General features: G+C 72.0%; 17 protein-coding genes and 1 pseudogene. 8 read left to right on the plus strand and 10 right to left on the minus strand.

Translation table 11 applies throughout. The annotated features are described in order from the left end of the window. Window positions 1-12: 12 nt before the first annotated feature. Window positions 13-966: a sugar phosphate isomerase/epimerase family protein gene (locus ACFYPM_RS16865; protein ID WP_387197149.1), complete on the minus strand. Its 954-nt coding sequence runs from the start codon at window positions 964-966 to the stop codon at window positions 13-15. A 668-nt stretch (window positions 967-1,634) separates the two neighbouring features. On the opposite strand from ACFYPM_RS16865, the gene ACFYPM_RS16870 reads away from it, so the two are divergent. Beyond that, window positions 1,635-2,903 (plus strand): Ig-like domain-containing protein, encoded by a 1,269-nt coding sequence (locus ACFYPM_RS16870; RefSeq protein ID WP_387197152.1) that lies wholly within the window; start codon window positions 1,635-1,637, stop codon window positions 2,901-2,903. Window positions 2,904-2,960: 57 nt separating this feature from the next. On the opposite strand, the gene ACFYPM_RS16875 is transcribed toward ACFYPM_RS16870, so the two are convergent. Beyond that, window positions 2,961-4,031 (minus strand): SMP-30/gluconolactonase/LRE family protein, encoded by a 1,071-nt coding sequence (locus ACFYPM_RS16875; protein WP_387197155.1) that lies wholly within the window; start codon window positions 4,029-4,031, stop codon window positions 2,961-2,963. A 102-nt stretch (window positions 4,032-4,133) separates the two neighbouring features. Between ACFYPM_RS16875 and ACFYPM_RS16880 the strand changes: the two genes are divergently transcribed. Further along, complete coding sequence (locus ACFYPM_RS16880; protein ID WP_387197158.1) at window positions 4,134-4,520, plus strand: STAS domain-containing protein; 387 nt, start codon at window positions 4,134-4,136, stop codon at window positions 4,518-4,520. 150 nt (window positions 4,521-4,670) lie between these two features. On the opposite strand, the gene ACFYPM_RS16885 is transcribed toward ACFYPM_RS16880, so the two are convergent. After that, complete coding sequence (locus tag ACFYPM_RS16885; protein ID WP_387197161.1) at window positions 4,671-5,063, minus strand: FKBP-type peptidyl-prolyl cis-trans isomerase; 393 nt, start codon at window positions 5,061-5,063, stop codon at window positions 4,671-4,673. Between the two features lie 296 nt (window positions 5,064-5,359). Here ACFYPM_RS16885 and ACFYPM_RS16890 point away from each other — a divergent pair, with 296 nt between their 5' ends. Further along, window positions 5,360-6,304 carry a TerC/Alx family metal homeostasis membrane protein gene (locus ACFYPM_RS16890; protein ID WP_387197164.1) on the plus strand — a complete coding sequence of 315 codons (945 nt, stop codon included), beginning with the start codon at window positions 5,360-5,362 and terminating at the stop codon, window positions 6,302-6,304. 60 nt (window positions 6,305-6,364) lie between these two features. Here ACFYPM_RS16890 and ACFYPM_RS16895 read toward each other — a convergent pair. The 5 genes and pseudogenes from ACFYPM_RS16895 to ACFYPM_RS16915 form a co-directional block, all read right to left on the minus strand. Continuing rightward, a pseudogene (locus ACFYPM_RS16895) lies at window positions 6,365-6,721 on the minus strand (helical backbone metal receptor); the annotation flags it as partial. Between the two features lie 95 nt (window positions 6,722-6,816). Further along, window positions 6,817-7,377 (minus strand): hypothetical protein, encoded by a 561-nt coding sequence (locus tag ACFYPM_RS16900; RefSeq protein ID WP_387197167.1) that lies wholly within the window; start codon window positions 7,375-7,377, stop codon window positions 6,817-6,819. Continuing rightward, entirely contained in the window at window positions 7,374-7,895 is a 522-nt protein-coding gene (locus ACFYPM_RS16905) for a DUF6286 domain-containing protein (RefSeq protein ID WP_387197170.1), read from the minus strand. The genes ACFYPM_RS16900 and ACFYPM_RS16905 overlap by 4 nt, the downstream gene beginning before the upstream one ends. A 1-nt stretch (window position 7,896) precedes the next feature. Further along, window positions 7,897-8,211, minus strand: coding sequence for an Asp23/Gls24 family envelope stress response protein (locus ACFYPM_RS16910; protein ID WP_387197173.1), 315 nt, complete (start codon window positions 8,209-8,211; stop codon window positions 7,897-7,899). Further along, complete coding sequence (locus ACFYPM_RS16915) at window positions 8,208-8,399, minus strand: hypothetical protein (RefSeq protein ID WP_387197176.1); 192 nt, start codon at window positions 8,397-8,399, stop codon at window positions 8,208-8,210. Before ACFYPM_RS16915 ends, ACFYPM_RS16910 begins: the two co-directional genes overlap by 4 nt. Window positions 8,400-8,561: 162 nt before the next feature. Between ACFYPM_RS16915 and ACFYPM_RS16920 the strand changes: the two genes are divergently transcribed. Together ACFYPM_RS16920 and ACFYPM_RS16925 are read left to right on the plus strand one after the other, a co-directional pair. Next, window positions 8,562-9,443, plus strand: a complete 882-nt coding sequence (locus tag ACFYPM_RS16920) for a hypothetical protein (protein WP_387197179.1) — start codon at window positions 8,562-8,564, stop codon at window positions 9,441-9,443. 284 nt (window positions 9,444-9,727) lie between these two features. Beyond that, the gene (locus tag ACFYPM_RS16925) at window positions 9,728-10,999 is read left to right on the plus strand and encodes a hypothetical protein (RefSeq protein ID WP_387197182.1); all 1,272 of its coding nucleotides are present in this window, start codon (window positions 9,728-9,730) and stop codon (window positions 10,997-10,999) included. 127 nt (window positions 11,000-11,126) lie between these two features. Here ACFYPM_RS16925 and ACFYPM_RS16930 read toward each other — a convergent pair whose 3' ends face one another. Then, complete coding sequence (locus ACFYPM_RS16930; RefSeq protein WP_387197185.1) at window positions 11,127-11,474, minus strand: Lsr2 family protein; 348 nt, start codon at window positions 11,472-11,474, stop codon at window positions 11,127-11,129. A gap of 142 nt (window positions 11,475-11,616) precedes the next feature. Beyond that, window positions 11,617-12,222 (minus strand): response regulator, encoded by a 606-nt coding sequence (locus ACFYPM_RS16935; protein ID WP_387197188.1) that lies wholly within the window; start codon window positions 12,220-12,222, stop codon window positions 11,617-11,619. 265 nt (window positions 12,223-12,487) lie between these two features. On the opposite strand from ACFYPM_RS16935, the gene ACFYPM_RS16940 reads away from it, so the two are divergent. From ACFYPM_RS16940 to ACFYPM_RS16950, 3 genes are all read left to right on the plus strand, one after another. Beyond that, entirely contained in the window at window positions 12,488-12,979 is a 492-nt protein-coding gene (locus ACFYPM_RS16940) for a manganese catalase family protein (protein WP_387197190.1), read from the plus strand. A 34-nt stretch (window positions 12,980-13,013) separates the two neighbouring features. Further along, window positions 13,014-15,344 carry an endopeptidase La gene (gene lon, locus ACFYPM_RS16945; RefSeq protein WP_387197192.1) on the plus strand — a complete coding sequence of 777 codons (2,331 nt, stop codon included), beginning with the start codon at window positions 13,014-13,016 and terminating at the stop codon, window positions 15,342-15,344. A 135-nt stretch (window positions 15,345-15,479) separates the two neighbouring features. After that, window positions 15,480-15,884, plus strand: a complete 405-nt coding sequence (locus ACFYPM_RS16950) for a DoxX family protein (protein WP_387197194.1) — start codon at window positions 15,480-15,482, stop codon at window positions 15,882-15,884. Window positions 15,885-15,903 lie beyond the last annotated feature (19 nt).

Below are 15,903 nucleotides of genomic sequence, written 5' to 3' on the forward strand. Positions count from 1 at the left end.
CCCCGAGGTGTTTCAGTACCGAAGTGAGGCGAGAAAGTCGAAGCCGACCCGTGCGGTGTCCAGGGCGTCGGCGGGGGAGCGTGGCGCGGTGCCCGCGTCGTCGCGCTCCACGATGTACTCCTCGATGCCGGCCTCCCGCTCCTGGGCGAAGATGCGGCCGAAGTCGATGAGGCCGTCGCCGAGGTCGGCGAAGCCACCCTCGACGTCGAGGTCCTTGACGTGCACCTGGCGGATCCGGCCGCGGTTGGCCCGGATCACGTCGACCGGGTCGTGCGCCCCCCGCCAGGTCCAGTAGAGGTCAAGCTCAAAGTGGACCAGGCGCGGGTCGGTCTGCCCGGTGAGGATGTCGAAGCCGGTCGAGCCGTCGGTCAGCGGCGTGAACTCCAGCTGGTGGTTGTGGTAACCGAAGTCGAGCCCGGCGCGTTCGGCCAGCCGGCCGGCCTTGTTCAGGTCGCGCGCCAGGGCCCGGTAGACGTTGGGGTCCCGGATCGCCTGACCGTTGGCGTCCCGACCGAAGTAGGGGTGGACGATCTTCTTGCAGCCCACGACGTTGGCGTCCTCGAGGGCCTGCTCCCAGGTGGCGGCGTCGAAGGGCTGCGGGATGCCGGTGTGCCCGGAGGTGGATCGCAGCCCGGCCTCGTCGAGCGCGGCCCGGAACTGCGCGGCGGTGCGGCCGACGAATCCGGCGTGCTCCACCCGCCGGTAACCGATCCGGCGCAGCGCGTCCAGGGTGCCGGGCAGGTCGGCGGTGAGCTGATCGCGCAGGGTGTAGAGCTGGATGCTGATCCGGTCGACCGGCACCCGACGCCGAGACTGCGCGGCGGGGGCGGCCGGGGCGGCGGTGGCCGGGCCGGCGAGCAGGCCGGCGGCGCCGACGGCGGCGGCGGAAACGGTCGCGGCGCGCAGCACTCCGCGCCGGCTGATCGGCTCGGACGTCGGTCTCGGTGGGTTGAGCTGTTGATCCATGGTGGTGGTCCCTTCCTGACGGCAGGTACGCCGTCGGCGGCGGTCGACCTGGCTGTCGTCACCCGGGCGCGCCGAACCGGCCGAAGGCGGGCTTCGGCTGGACGGTGAGGACGGCGCTCCGGTGCGGCCCGGCCCCCCGTCGGGGGCGGAACACGGCGACCCGGCAGGGGTGGCGGCAGGCTGATCGACTAATGGGCAACCCTCTATCTGGAAAGTGACCTTACCCTTGCCCCCGGACGAAGGCAAAGCTTCGTCGCGTTCGGCAAAAGTTTCGCTTCAGTCGACAAAAGTCCGCCCCCGAGGTGCGCGGGCTCGATCTCACCGGACCCGACCCGGCCGTGAACCGAGCGTGATCCACCCGGGAACCGAGCGGCATCGCCGCGCTTCCCGGCATGATCCACTCGCGCTCACGGAACTCGCGGCATCGGGACGTCCCGACACCCCGGCTGCACCGACGCCGAGTCGATCACGAACGGGACGACCGCATCCGGCCGGCTCAAGCGGAGCAGAGGGCGAGAGACCTGTCGGTTGAACGCCTGATCCGCCATCTGGAACATCATCGGAAAATGCGTCGGTAAATGCGCCGCCGATTATTTCGGAATGCGACGGATAGGCCTGCTGAGCAGGTGAGAATGTGGCGGAGGGAAGTCGAAACGGGGGGACTCAACATGACGTCTAGGCGGCGATTGACGCTGTTGGCGGTAACCATCGCAGCCGCACCACTCGTCCTGGGGGGGTGCACCGCCGACCGGGATCCGGCCAATGGTTCGGCCAAGGACCACGTCGCCGGCCCGGAACTCGCCGTGACGCCGGCGGACAAGGCCCGCGACGTCCCGGTCAGCGCCGAGGTGGGCGCCGTGGTCACGGGTGGACGGGTCACCGGGGTACGCCTCACCGACGACAAGGGCAAGCAGGTCGGCGCCGAGCCACGCGAGGACGGCTCGGGTTGGGTGCCGACGGCGCCCCTGCAACCGCGGCGGACGTACACCGCCGAGGTGACCGCGACCGGGGACTCCGGTGCGACCACCACCCGCACCACGTCGTTCACCACCATGGCCAGATCGACCAAACCGCAGATCACCAGCACTCTGTATTTCGTGGGCAATCGGACGTACGGCACCGCGATGCCGGTAACCGTCGCGTTCGACCCGGCAATTCCGAAAGAGGCCAGAGCAGATGTCCAGCGGCGGTTGTTCGTGAAGACGAATCCGCCGCAGCCGGGCACCTGGTCGTGGATCGAGGACGGCAGTCAGGTCTATTACCGGGCGCCCGATTTCTGGAAGCCGGGGACCACGATCAGTGTCCGGGCCGGCCTCGAGGGCCTGCCGATCGGCAAGGACCGGGTCGGCGACGCCGAGCGGAGGGCCACCTCCAAGATCGGACGCCAGACCGCGCTGGAGATCGACAATGCCACCAAGCAGATGACGGTGCTGCGGGACGGCAAGCAGATCAAGCGGATCCCGGTCAGCCTGGGCAAGCCGAGCACGCCAAGCTCCAGCGGCAAGATGGTGATCATGGAGAAGCACGAGCGGACCACCTTCGACACCCGGGGTGAGCCGAACGGTGGCTACGTGGTCGACGTCGACGACGCCCAGCGCTACACCTGGGGTGGCGAGTTCATCCACTCCGCGCCCTGGTCGGAGGGCGACCAGGGCAACACCAACGTCTCGCACGGCTGCGCCAACGTCTCCGCCACCGCCGCCGACTGGTTGATGGGGATGACGCAGGTCGGTGACCTGATCACCGTCAAGGGCACCGAGGTGGAGTTGCAGCCGGGCAACGGCTGGACCGCGTGGAACGTGAGCTGGGACGAGTTCGTCCGGGGCAGCGCCCTGCCGGTGCCGCCCGGCCTCAAGCCCGCACCTGTCACTCCGGCGCACCCGGGCGCGGTGGCCGGCGGTTCGCCCGCTCCGGCGCCCTCGGTCAGCGGCCGCTGAGACACCGGCGCCGACACCCGGGCCGACCCGCTGCCACGACGGGTCGGCCCGGGCGTGTCAGTTCAGTGGTACGCGGGCCACCCCTGGCCCGATCAGGCTGCCCAGCCAGAGGCGCTCGTCGTGCTGGCGTACCCCGGTGATCATCCGGTACCGCCCGGCCGGGCCGTGTAGCGTCCGGCGGACCGCGCCCGCGCCGTCGACGAGCGCGACCAGCCCGTAGCGGCGTGGCTGCGGCTGCAACGCGTCGGGCAACAACGCGGCGATCTGGCGCAGTCGCGGGTGCGGCAGCAGCCGCTCGGCGATCGGTACCCGTGGGCTGGGCAAAGCGATCCAGTACGTCCCGTCGCCGACGGCGGAGAGATTGTCCGGGTACGCGGGCAGGTCGGCGAGCACCCGGACGCCGCCGCCCAGTTCGACGCGGAGCAGGCGGTGGGTGCTGGTCTCCACGAGCATCAGCGCCGACTCGTCCGGGGTCAGTGCGATCCCGTTGGGGAAGTACAGCCCGTCGGCCACCACGTCGGTGCGGCCGCTGCCCGGATGGTGGGCCAGCACCCGACCGTTGGGGCGGTGCTCCAGCAGGTCCCGCTTCCAGTGCGACACCGGGAACCGGTCGGAGGAGTCGGTGAAGTAGATGGTGCCGTCGCGCGCCACCGTCGCGTTGTTGGCCAGGTGCACCAGGGGTGCCGTCCCGGTCAGTTCGCGTACCGCGCCGTCGGGCGTCACCCGCAGCAGCCCTCGGTACGCGTCGCAGACGACGAGAGCCTCGCCGGACGTGTCCACCTCGATGCCGAGCGGTCGGCCACCGGTCTCGGCCAGCAGTCGGGGGCGGGTGCCGACCGGCGCGTCGACCGGCCAGCACCAGAGCCGGCCGTCCTCGTCGCCACTGATCACCCGGCCGGCGTCGTCGACGAGCACGTCCTCCGGGCCGACGGCGCCGTTGGGCAGCGGCAGCAACTCGGCCCGGTCGAGCCTCTGGTCGGTCGGAGCCCATTCCCCGGCCAACGGCGGGGGCGTGGTGGCCGCCTCACGGACGGGACGGATCAACCGGGGCGGCCGGGGCCGAGGGACCAGCATCGGCCCATTCTCCACCGCCGGCGGCGGCCGACCGATGATCGACACGACCTCCACCCCGAGGAGGATGGGGAGAGCCTCGGGGTAAGACCCTGGGCGTACCCGGAATCACTCCGGCAGAGGCCGAAACTGTCGGTGGGTGCGGCTAGATTTCTCGGCATGGGAGAGCGGAACGACCGGCTGGACGTGCAGGTCAGCGTGAGTGACCAGATGGTCCTCGTGCGGGTGGCCGGCGAGATCGACATCGCCACGGTGGCCGCCTTCCGGTCCGCGCTGTGGTCGGTGCCGCCCCGTCCGGTGCTCCAGGTGGACCTGTCCGGGCTGCGGCTGCTCTCCGCCACCGGCGTCCGCACGCTGCTCGCCGCGCACCTGCGTGTGCGGGCGTGTGGTGGCGCACTGGTCCTGGTCGACCCGAGCCCGGTCGTGGCCCGGGTGCTGCGCGCCGCCGGCCTGCACCGGGTGATGCCGATCCTTCAGCCGGCCCGGGTCGTCGAGGCCGCCCGTCGCCCGACAGTCGAGCCGGCGCACCTGCAACTGGCCGCCTGACCTGGCCCGGAGCGGCCGCCGCGATCCGAGGAGTCCGCCGCGGGGCTCGTCGGCGCGCCGACGACCCCCGAGCGAACCGACCTGCGGGGCCGTCGGCGCGATCCGACCTGCGGGGCCGTCAGCGCGATCCGACGACCCCCCGAGCGTCGGTCAGCGCACGCCGAGCAGGTCGACGACGAACACGAGCGTCTCGCCCGGCTTGATGACGCCGCCCGCGCCGCGGTCGCCGTACCCCAGGTGGGGCGGGATGGTCAGACGTCGGCGTCCGCCGACGCGCATGCCGACGACGCCCTGGTCCCAGCCGGCGATGACCTGACCGCCGCCGAGCGGAAACTCGAACGCCTCGCCCCGGTTCCAGGACGAGTCGAACTCGCCGCCGGTGGAGTGCGACACGCCGACGTAGTGCACGCTGGCGAGCTGGCCCGGCTGGGCCTGCGGTCCCTCACCCATGGTGATGTCCTCGAGCACGAGGTCGGCCGGCGGCGCACCCTCGATCGGACCCACCTCGGGCTTGCCGGATGAGGCGCCTGCTGCCTGGTTCATGCGGGGATCTCCTGCCGTGTCGGTTGATGTGTCCGGTCACCTCGATCCTGCCGGATCACCCCCCACCGATGTGCGGCAGACCCGCCCACCCCGACCCGAGCCCCACCCCAACCATGCGCCGATCTTGCACTTTCGGTCGCCGGTATGTCCATATTCACGCCCTTCGTCGGGGCAGTAAATGCAAGATCGGCGGGCGGGAGTGACTTCCTCGGAGCCCCGGTGGGGGCGGGGGCGCACCTTTAGGCTCGGAAGCGGCCCGCGGGTTAGGTGGGCCGTGGTCGAGGCGGAGGGCACCGGTGGCTGAGGCGACGGTCACGGTGCCGCTGTGGGCCTGGGCGGCGACCAGCGCGCTGATTGCCGCGCTGCTCGCCGTGGACGTGCTCCTGCACCGGGACAACCACGTCATCGAGCTGCCCGAGGCGGTGCTCTGGAGCGCCGTCTGGATCGGCGCGGGTCTGCTGTTCGGGTTGGTCCTCTGGTGGGGCCTCGGCGGCGACCCGGCCACCGCGTACTTCTCCGGCTACCTGTTGGAAAAGGCGCTCTCGGTGGACAACGTGTTCGTCTTCGCCCTGCTCTTCGGCTACTTCCGTGTGCCACCGGGTTTTCAGCACAAGGTGCTGTTCTGGGGTGTCGTCGGGGCGCTCGTCTTCCGCCTGCTGTTCATCTTCGCCGGCGCCGAGCTGTTGGACCGGATCACCTGGGCCGGGTTCGTGCTGGGCGCCTTCCTGATCTGGACCGGCTGGCGGCTGGCCGTACGCGGAAAGCCGGACGTCGACCCGGACCGCAACGTCGTGGTCCGACTCTTCCGACGGCTGGTGCCCACCGATGCCCGCTACCACGACGACAGGTTCACCGCTCGGGTCGGCGGCCGGCGAGTCGCGACGTTGCTTCTGGTGGCGCTCGTCGCCATCGAGGCCACCGACGTGGTCTTCGCCATCGACTCGGTGGCGGCGATCCTCGCCATCACCACGAACACGTTTCTGGTGTGGACGGCGACCGCCTTCGCCGTACTGGGACTGCGCAGCCTCTACTTCTGCCTCGCCGGCCTGCTACGCCAGTTCGGCTACCTGCGGTACGGGCTCGCGCTGCTGCTCGCCTTCGCGGGGCTGAAGCTCATCCTCGCCGAGACGCCGGTGGGCAAGCTGCCGGTCTGGTCGACGCTCGCGGTGGTGGTGGCGACCCTGGCGATCTCCATCGGGGCCAGCGTCGTGGCCGCGCGCCGACCCGGCGTCGACGGCTGATCCGCCGGGCCGCCCGCCTCAGTCGATCAGCACCGGGGAGGCCAATCGGGACGGCGTGACCCAGGCGCGCCGAGCGGCTCGCAGCCAGTCCGGCTCGCCCGGCGCACCCAACTCGGTCAGCAGGTCGCCCAGCTCGGCCAACGCGCCCGCGACGGTACGCGGGTAGGTGACCCGCACCGGCACGCCGGCCGCCCGCAGCGCCTCGGCGTCGGCCCGGCTGTTCTCCTCGACAGTCACCAGCACCAGATCCGGCCGCAGCGCACGGACCCGGTCCAGGTCCGGGTCCCTGCTGCCGCCGACGCGGACGACGTCGAGCCCGGCCGGGTGGCTGCACCAGTCGGTGGCCCCGACCAGCAGTCCCGGCAGGGTCAGCGCCACCGCCTGGGTCAGCGACGGCACCAGTGCCACCACCCGCACCCGCGCACCTCCGTCCGCCGCCCGTCCCGGCACCGATCATGCTCGCCGGCTCGGCTCGGCTCGGCTCGGCTCGGCGCGGCTCGGCTGGGCGTCAGTCAGGGTCGGCCCGGCTCGATGTGGGCGGTCACGTCGAGGTGCGCCGGCTGGCAGTCGGTCGTCGCCGCGAACCGGCGGACGGCGGCGCCGACGTGCTCGCGGACACCCGCGGTCGCCGCATCGGCGGTCAGGTCCACCCGGATCCACACGTCGGGGTGCGGTGGCTCGCCGGTGAGCACCACGCGGGCCCGGCGTACCCCGGGGTTGCCGGTCAGGTCGCGGACCAGCGCGTCGGTGAGGACCTCGGCGGCCAGCCGGGTCCGGCCCGGTCGCCGCCCAGGGTGGCTCAGGGTGCCGCGCAGCGTCCCGGCGGGTCGTCGCAGCTCCCGGGCCAGCAGGCGCTGCCCGGCCAGGGCGAGCAGCGCCCCGCCGACCGCTGCGGCCAGGGTGCTCCACGGTGTGGCCGTCCGCCACCGCTCCAGCAGCCCGACGCTGAGCACCACCGCCTGTGGATCGGCGCCGGGCAGCCTGCCGTGGCCGGCCGCCAGCGCCACCGCGCCGCCTGCCACCAACAGCAGCGCGACCACTGTCCACAGCAGGCGGTGTCCGGTATTGGTCATGCCGGGCGCCGGCGGGGTTGGAGCCGGACGTCGATGTGGCCGGAGCGGGGTGCCGTGAGCCGGTGCAACTCCTGGTGCACCGCGTACTCGATCTCCGCCCGGGCGGCCGGGTCACCTGTCGCGCGCACCCGGGGGCGCCACTGGCCGCCACGCCGTCGGACCCGGACCCGGGCGCGGCGTACGCCCGGCACCGCGCTGGCGGCGTCGGCCAGCCGCCGCTCCACGCTGCGTCGGTGCAGGTGCCAGCCGTCGCGGTCGTCGGTGCGCAACCGCACGGGCGTCCAGGGACGCAGTTGGGCGACCAGGATGGCCAGGCCCAGCAGTACGGTGCCGCCGGCCACCGCCTGGACGCCCGGGTCGCGCCACCGGGTGCCGCTCAGGGCGTCGAGCCAGCCGGTGGGGTCCAGTGGCGCCGGCCGGTGCAGGGCGAGAAGCAGTGCCTGGACGGCCACCAGCGTCCCGCCGACGAGCAGGGCGGTGGCCAGCAGCAGCGAGGCGATCCGGTTGACGCTGCGCATCTCAGCCGCCCTCGGCGGTCGCGGGGGCGGCGGAGACGTCGACGCCCGGCACGAGCAGGTCGTCCACGGTGACTGTCACCACCGCCACGCGGAGCCCGGTGCTGGCGGCCACCCGGTCGGCGACCACCGCCCGGACCGTCTCGGCGATGGCGGGCACGCTGTGCCCGTACCAGGTGATCAGGTGTAGGTCGAGGCCGACGGACCGGTCGTCGAGGCGGACCGCCGCCGGGCGGACGACGGACACGCCCGGCACGTGGCCGGCCGTCTGGGCCGCGATCCGCGCGACCTCGGCCGCGTCGGCGGGGTGGGTGGTCATCGGCGGCGCCGCGAGTGCGGGTGGCGGTCGCCGAGGCCGGTCACCGTGAGGTCACCGTCGAGCACCCGGACCACCAGCCAGCCGAGCAGGCCCGCGAGCACGGCGAGGGCGGCCACGCCGATGCCGGCGAGTGCCCAGACCGCCACGGCGAGAAACCCGGCGAGGAAGCCGAACTGCTGTCGCGACATGATCACCTCCGGCCGGTCCGGTACCGGCGGTCGCTGGATACACCCGTCGGCCGTCTCTGGAACGTCGGTCGACTGTGATTCAGGTCACAGCCCGACTCGGAGTCCCATGATCGACCCCCTAGACTCGGCCCGGCTCGACCGACCGGCGGATGGATCAGGCAGATGACGAGCATCGGCAGCGACGACCGCGGCTGGCTGCGGGCGCTGCCCGCCGACGGCGGACGCGAGCCGCTGTTCGGTCGCGCCGGCCACCGGGTCCACCCGGCACGCCGGCTCAGCGAACTGGTCCAGGGTCGCCCGCCCGGGGTCACCGGCAGTCAGTGGGGTTCGGCCAGCCGGGCCAGCTTCGACGTCGTGATCTGCGCCGCCGACACCGGCCGGGCGATAGTCGCCGTGCAGATGGGGCCGGTCGCCCCCGCCGGCTCGGCGCAGCAGCGCGTCGAGCGACTCACCGACGCGGTGAGCGCGGCCGCCGGCCTGCCCGTGCTGCGGATCGGGTCGCCCACCGTGCGGGCCGCCGAGCACGGCCGGCGCCTGGTGGAGTACGTCATCGACGCACGCGCCTACGTGGCGGGCGCCGCCGGGGCGACCGTCGATGGGGACGACCCGGCCCCGGTGAGCTTCCGGGACATCCTCGGTCGGCTGCCGGACGGCCGTACCGGGCCGGTCAACGACCTCGGCGCGCTGAGCCGCGCGGCGGTGGTCGACGCGTACGTGGCAGGACGGGTGGCCGACCCGATCGTGCGAGGGCTGCACGTGCGCTGGGCCGACGGGACGGCACAGGGCTGGAGTTGGGTGCAGGTCCGCCCCGACGCGTGCCTCGTCGAGCGGGTCTCGGTGACCGAGCACCGCTTCTCCTGCGGCATCGACGCGGCCCAACTGGCCGAGGATCTCGCCACCGTCGCGGTGGGGGAGCGGCTGCGCGCGAACGCCGGCACTGACCTGTTGCCCCGCGCCGAGTTGACCGCGCAGATTGTCGCGCTGAGCCGGCGCCGTGACGAACTGGTCGGCGGGTTCGCCTTCGACCACCTCTGCGCCGACTGACCGGCGCCCGTTCTTCCTGCTGACACCGGCTCCGGATCCGGTCGCGGCAATTTCCTGCGCGACGGTTGAACCTTCCCGGTCGCCGTCCCGTACTCCTGCGCGAATGAACAGGATCTCCCCATCCGCGTCCACCGGGCGCGGGAGACGGTGCGGAAAGGGCATCGTCGGCCATCGACGCATTACCCGGGTAGGTCACGGTGCTCACCGCGGTGGCGTGCCCTCTCACATCCGTCGGTCCGCCGAGGGCAGGAATCCACTACCGGATCGAGAAGGAGAGCAATTCGATGCGCAGGTCCACACGGGCGAGCCGGCCATCCGGCAACGCGCGGAGCAAGCGTCTGCTGGCCGTTGTCGGCACGCTCGTGGTCTTCGGCGGAGTCGTCGCCGTGACCCAGATTTCGTCGGCCCAGGACCGGCGGACAAATAAGCCGCGTCCGGCTGCCGGACAGTGCGTGGAGCCGAGCCCGGGTTCGACCGCGCCGGCTGGCGGCGCCTCGACCAGCCGGACCTGGCAGAACGGTCGGTGGGTGCGTAACCACTGGGGTGACGGACAGCAGTCGGTCCCCGAGTGCGAGGACGGCAGGGACGGCACGGTGGGCACCGGCACGGCCATCGCGTGTCCGGATGTGACGGCGAAGTTGCCGCAGGTGCCGGCCCAGGCGCGGGCCGAGGTGGATCGCGGTCTCGCCCAGTTGCAGGCCCAGATCGCCGAGGCGGACCGCCGGTTGGCCGCCGAGGGCAACAAGGGTGAGGCGTTCATCCGCAACGCCATCCTTCAGCCGCTGGCCGGCAAGCGGCGCGCGGTGCTGGACCGGATCACGACCGCGATCGACCGGGTCGGACCTCGGCCGCAGGGCCTCGCGCAGCTCGCCGACTGTCAGGTGCAACCGACCGGCAACAACGGCGGCGGCAGCACGCCCACCACCACTCCCGGTGGCGGTAACAATGGTGGCAACAACGGTGGTGGCAACAACGGTGGTGGCAACAACGGTGGCAACGCCCCCGGCGCCGGGCTCGGCGTGCTGGCCAACGACTGTGACGAGAGCCGGCTCCAGCCGCACGACGGTTTCCAGATCGGCAACCGCTGCGTGAGCACCGAGTTCGGTGAGGTCGGCGCCGCCGCCAACAACCCTTCCCTGCTGATCACCCAGTTCCCCCAGCAGGTTGGCCAGAACCAGGCCTTCACCCTGCGGGTCAGCACCCGCAACCTGATCCGGGACCGCTTCCTGGCCGCCGGTCAGGGTGGCTACTACGTGGAGAGCTCGCTGCTCAACGCCCAGGGCCTGGTCCGGGGTCACTTCCACACCGCGTGCCGGATGCTGGACAGCCTGACCGCCCCGCCGGAGCCGCAGGAGGTGCCCGCGTTCTTCGTCGCGACCGAGGACGGCCGCGGTGGTGCCCAGCCCGACGAGGTGACCATCCAGATTCCGGGCCTGCCGGAGTCGGGTACCGCGCAGTGCTCCGTCTGGGCCGGTGACGGCTCGCACCGCCTGCCGATGATGGAGCGGGCCAACCAGACCCCCGCCTTCGACTCGGTGCGGATCACCGTCAACTGATCCAGCACGACCGGCGGTGGCCGGTCACCCGGGCGATGGCCCTGGGTGACCGGCCACCGTCGTGTAATGCCGGAACAATCCGACGGGGTCCCGCCGGCACGGCGGGACCCCGGCGGCAACCTGAGTGTCAGCGCGCCTTGTACGCCTCGACGACCTCGACCGGGATCCGACCCCGCTCGGAGATTTTGTAGCCGTTCTTGACGGCCCATTCCCGGATGGCCCGGTTCTGCTCCCGATCCATTCCGGCACCGGCGGGTCGTCCGGGCCTCCGGATCGATCGGGTGCTCTCCACCGGGCCGCGCCCGATCCGCCGACCCGCATTGATGTACGGATCCAGCGACTTGCGCAAGACGCCGGCATTTTCGTCCGAGACGTCGATCGTGTAGGCCACTCCGTCGAGACTGAACTCGACCGTCCGGTCGGCCTTGCCGCCGTCGAGGTCGTCGGTCAGGACCGTGATTACTTTTCTCGCCATTGCCGATTACTCCCTGTGTCCGGCGGGATGTGTCCAAAGTCTGACCTATCACCCCGGTAATCCGCAACAATATGCGTCCCATTCGGCGCGTCGTGATTCCCGTTACCGAGAAAAACCGTGAATCGGTGCGATGACGGAACCCTCAATCAAGCAGGCCGGTGTGCCCGGCCACGGCGGCCGCCTCGGCCCGGTTGGACACCCGCAGCCTGCGCAGCAACGCGGCGGTCATCCGTTTCACCGTCCGTTCCGAGACGTGCAGTTCCTCGGCGATGTCGACTGTCGTACAGCCGGCGGCGATCGCGCGCAGCAGTCGCCGTTCCTTGCCGTCCAGGTCGACGGACGTGGCGGGTGCGGGGCGCAGCATGGCACGGAGCAACTCGGCTGGGAGCACCGCCCAGCCGTCGAGGATGGCCAGCAGCGGGGGCAGCAGTTCCTCCGGTTCGCTGGTCTTCGGCAGGAACCCCTCGGCGCCGGCCCGCAGCGCCTCCACCGCCCCAGCGGTGTCGACGGAACCGGACATCGCGACCACCCGTACCCGTGGGGTGGTCCGCATGATCGAGGCCACCGCCCGGATCCCGCCGGGTGCCGGCATTTGCAGGTCGACCAGGACCAGGTCGGGCCGGCAGCGGCTGGTCAGCGCGGCCGCGGCGGCGGCGTCGCCGGTCGACGCGACCACCTCGGCCCGGCCGTCGGTGGTGGTCGGAAGCAGTAACTCCAGCCCGCGGACGAAGAGGGGGTGATCGTCCACGACGACGATTCGAAGGGTGGCTGCTCCCGGCATGTCTGCGCCGTTCCCCAGCGGGTACCGATCATGCCGGTACGCACCGAACGAGGGGAGTCGGGTGGATGCACGCGCGCCACGGCCTGCGGGGTCTGCTGCGAGGGTTGCACCGCATCGAGCCGGTCTCGGGTGACCTGCGGCGTGCCGGGGCCGACTCGGGGCGCGGCGACCCACGCCGGGTCGAACCCGGCGCACTTCATCCACGGCAGTGGTGGGACCCCGGCCGTTCCACATGACCGACGACCCGGGCGTCAAGCAGATGCTGCGATTCCTGCTGGCCCGCGACACGGTGCACCAGAACATGTGGCTGGCGGCGATCGAGCAGGTCAAGAAGGACGGCCTGGAGGACATGCCGGTGCCGGAGGCGTTCCCGGACTCCGGCGACCTCACCGAGGAGTACGGCTACACCTACCTGGGCTTCTCCTCGGGCGCGGACGCCGCCGAGGGACGGTGGGCGTCTGGTCCCGCGCCGGACGGCAAGGGCGAGTTCCGGTACGACGACGCCCCGCGCGAACGTCCCCGAGCCGGTGCTGGCACTGGGGGACCCACGGTTGTACGGCACCAGTCCGGGCGTGGCCGGCTCGGTGGTGAACACGGTGAAGAGCAGGCTCACGTGAGGTCTCCCGGCGGACCGCCCACCGGTGCGGGGGCGTTCCGCCGGAGCCCGGGTCGCGTGGTCTGGGTCACAGTCCGGAACAAGGGGAACGCTTTGTTACTTGAGTGAGACACGCTCAACTCAACGCGATAGCAGGTGTTCGATGGCAACTCTTCCGGTACTTCCCCTGACCGACGCCGTGCTGCTGCCCGGCATGGTCATCCCGGTGACCCTCGACCCGACCACCCAGGCCGCGATCGACGCGGCACGGGCGACCGGCGATCGCCAACTGCTGGCCGTGCCGCGCATCGACGGCGAGTACGGCCCGGTCGGTGTCGTCGCCACCATCGAGAAGGTTGGCCGGCTGCCCGAGGGTGAGCCCGCCGCCGTCATCCGTGGCCTGTCCCGGGCCCGGATCGGCTCTGGCGTGCCCGGCCCCGGCGCTGCCCTCTGGGTCGAGGCGACCGAACTCGACGAACCCGCTCCCGCCGGCCGCGCCCGGGAACTCGCCCGCGAGTACCGCGCCCTGGTGACCTCCGTGCTCCAGCAACGGGGCGCCTGGCAGGTCATCGACGCGGTGGAGCGGATGACCGACCTGTCCGAGTTGGCCGACTCCGCCGGTTACGCGCCCTGGTTGACCCTGGACCAGAAGACCGAGCTGCTCGGGGCGCCGGACGTCACCGCCCGGCTGGAGCTGCTGGTCGGCTGGGTGAAGGACTACCTGGCCGAGCAGGAGGTCACCGAGCAGATCAACAGTGACGTCCGCGAGGGGCTGGAGAAGTCCCAGCGGGAGTTCCTGCTGCGCCAGCAGCTCGCCGCGATCCGCAGGGAGCTGGGTGAGGACGAGCCGGACGGCTCGGCCGACTATCGCTCCCGGGTCGAGTCCGCCGAGCTGCCGGAGAAGGTGCGCGAGGCGGCCCTGCGCGAGGTCGGCAAGCTGGAGCGGGCCAGCGACGCCTCCCCGGAGGCCGGCTGGATCCGCACCTGGCTCGACACCGTGCTCGAAATGCCGTGGGGCACGCGTACCGAGGACAACACCGACCTGGCCGCGGCCCGGGCGGTGCTCGACGCCGACCACACCGGCCTGGCCGACGTGAAGGACCGCATCCTGGAGTACCTGGCCGTGCGCAACCGACGGGCCGAGCGCAACCTCGGTGTGGTCGGCGGTCGCGGCTCCGGCGCGGTGCTCGCCCTCGCCGGCCCTCCCGGGGTCGGCAAGACCAGCCTCGGCGAGTCCGTGGCACGCGCGCTCGGGCGCAACTTCGTCCGGGTGTCGCTCGGCGGCGTCCGCGACGAGGCGGAGATCCGCGGTCATCGGCGCACCTACGTCGGCGCGCTGCCCGGTCGGATCGTCCGCGCCCTGCGCGAGGCCGGCTCGATGAACCCGGTCGTGCTCCTCGACGAGGTGGACAAGCTGGCCGCCGGCTACGCCGGTGACCCGGCCGCCGCCCTGCTGGAGGTGCTCGACCCCGCCCAGAACCACACCTTCCGGGACCACTACCTGGAGGTCGACCTGGACCTGTCCGACGTGCTGTTCCTGGCCACCGCCAACGTGGTGGAGTCCATCCCCGGTCCGCTGCTGGACCGGATGGAGCTGGTCACCCTGGACGGCTACACCGAGGACGAGAAGGTCGGCATCGCCCGCGACCACCTGCTGCCCCGGCAGCGGGAGCGGGCCGGGCTGACCGCTGACGAGGTGGAGATCGCCGACGAGGCGTTGGCGCAGATCGCGGGGGAGTACACCCGGGAGGCCGGAGTCCGGCAGCTCGAACGTGGCCTCGCCAAGATCCTGCGCAAGGTGGCGGTGACGCTGGCGACCGACCCGTCGCCGGTCCGCGTCGACACCGACAACCTCACCCGCTACCTGGGGCGGCCGAAGTTCACCCCGGAATCGGCGGAGCGTACCGCCGTGCCCGGCGTGGCGACCGGCCTCGCCGTCACCGGGGCCGGTGGCGACGTGCTCTTCATCGAGGCGACGAGCATGGAGGGCGAGCCGGGGCTGACCCTGACCGGCCAGCTCGGCGACGTGATGAAGGAGTCGGCGCACATCGCCCTGTCGTACCTGCGCTCCAACGGGCGCCGGTTCGGCATCGACCCGAACGTCCTCGCCGGACGCCGGATCCACGTCCACTTCCCAGCGGGCGCGGTGCCCAAGGACGGCCCGAGCGCCGGCATCACCATGGTCACGGCCCTGGCGTCGCTGGTCACCGGCCGGCCGGTCCGCCCGGAGTTCGGGATGACTGGCGAGGTGACGCTCTCCGGCCGGGTGCTGCCGATCGGCGGGGTGAAGCAGAAGCTGCTCGCCGCGCACCGGGCCGGCCTCACCGAGGTGATCATCCCGGCGCGTAACGAGCCCGACCTGGACGACCTGCCGGCCGAGGTGCGCGAGGCGCTGACCGTGCACACCCTGGCCGACGTGGCCGACGTGCTCGCCCTGGCGTTGCGCCCGGCCGACGTCACGACGCTTGACGGGCCGGCGCTCTTCACGGTCTGACGCTCCGACAACCAAGGACCCCCGCCGTCAGTGCAGACGGCGGGGGTCCTTGGTTGTCGCGGAACAGGTCTACTGTCTCGCCTGAACCCTCAACCACCTCTCCGCCGCGAGGCGGTGCCCCCGGAGGTAACCCCCGTGAACCTGGTGCTCGGGATCATCCAGATCCTGCTCGCTGTCGTCTTCCTCGGCGCCGGCCTGGCCAAGCTGACCCAGCCCAAGGACAAGCTGCGCGAGCTGATGCGGTGGGTCGACCCGGTCCCGCCGACCCAGGTCAAGGCGCTCGGCGCCGTCGAGGTGCTGGCCGCCATCGGGCTGGTCCTGCCCCCACTCACCGGCATCGCCACCGTGCTCACCCCGCTCGCCGCCACCGGGCTGGTCATCGTCATGATCGGCGGCATCCTCGTGCACCTGCGCGACAGGAAGAAGCAGGACACGGCGGAGCAGCGTCGTAAGGAGCTGCAAGGCGCGATCACCTGCGCGGTGCTGCTCGTGCTCGCCGCCGTGGTGGCCTGGGGTCGGTTCGGCCCGTACTCCCTCTGATCCGCCGCGCCGGCGACCG

The organism is Micromonospora sp. NPDC005203 (genome assembly GCF_042872705.1).
In the GTDB taxonomy this organism is placed as follows: domain Bacteria; phylum Actinomycetota; class Actinomycetes; order Mycobacteriales; family Micromonosporaceae; genus Micromonospora.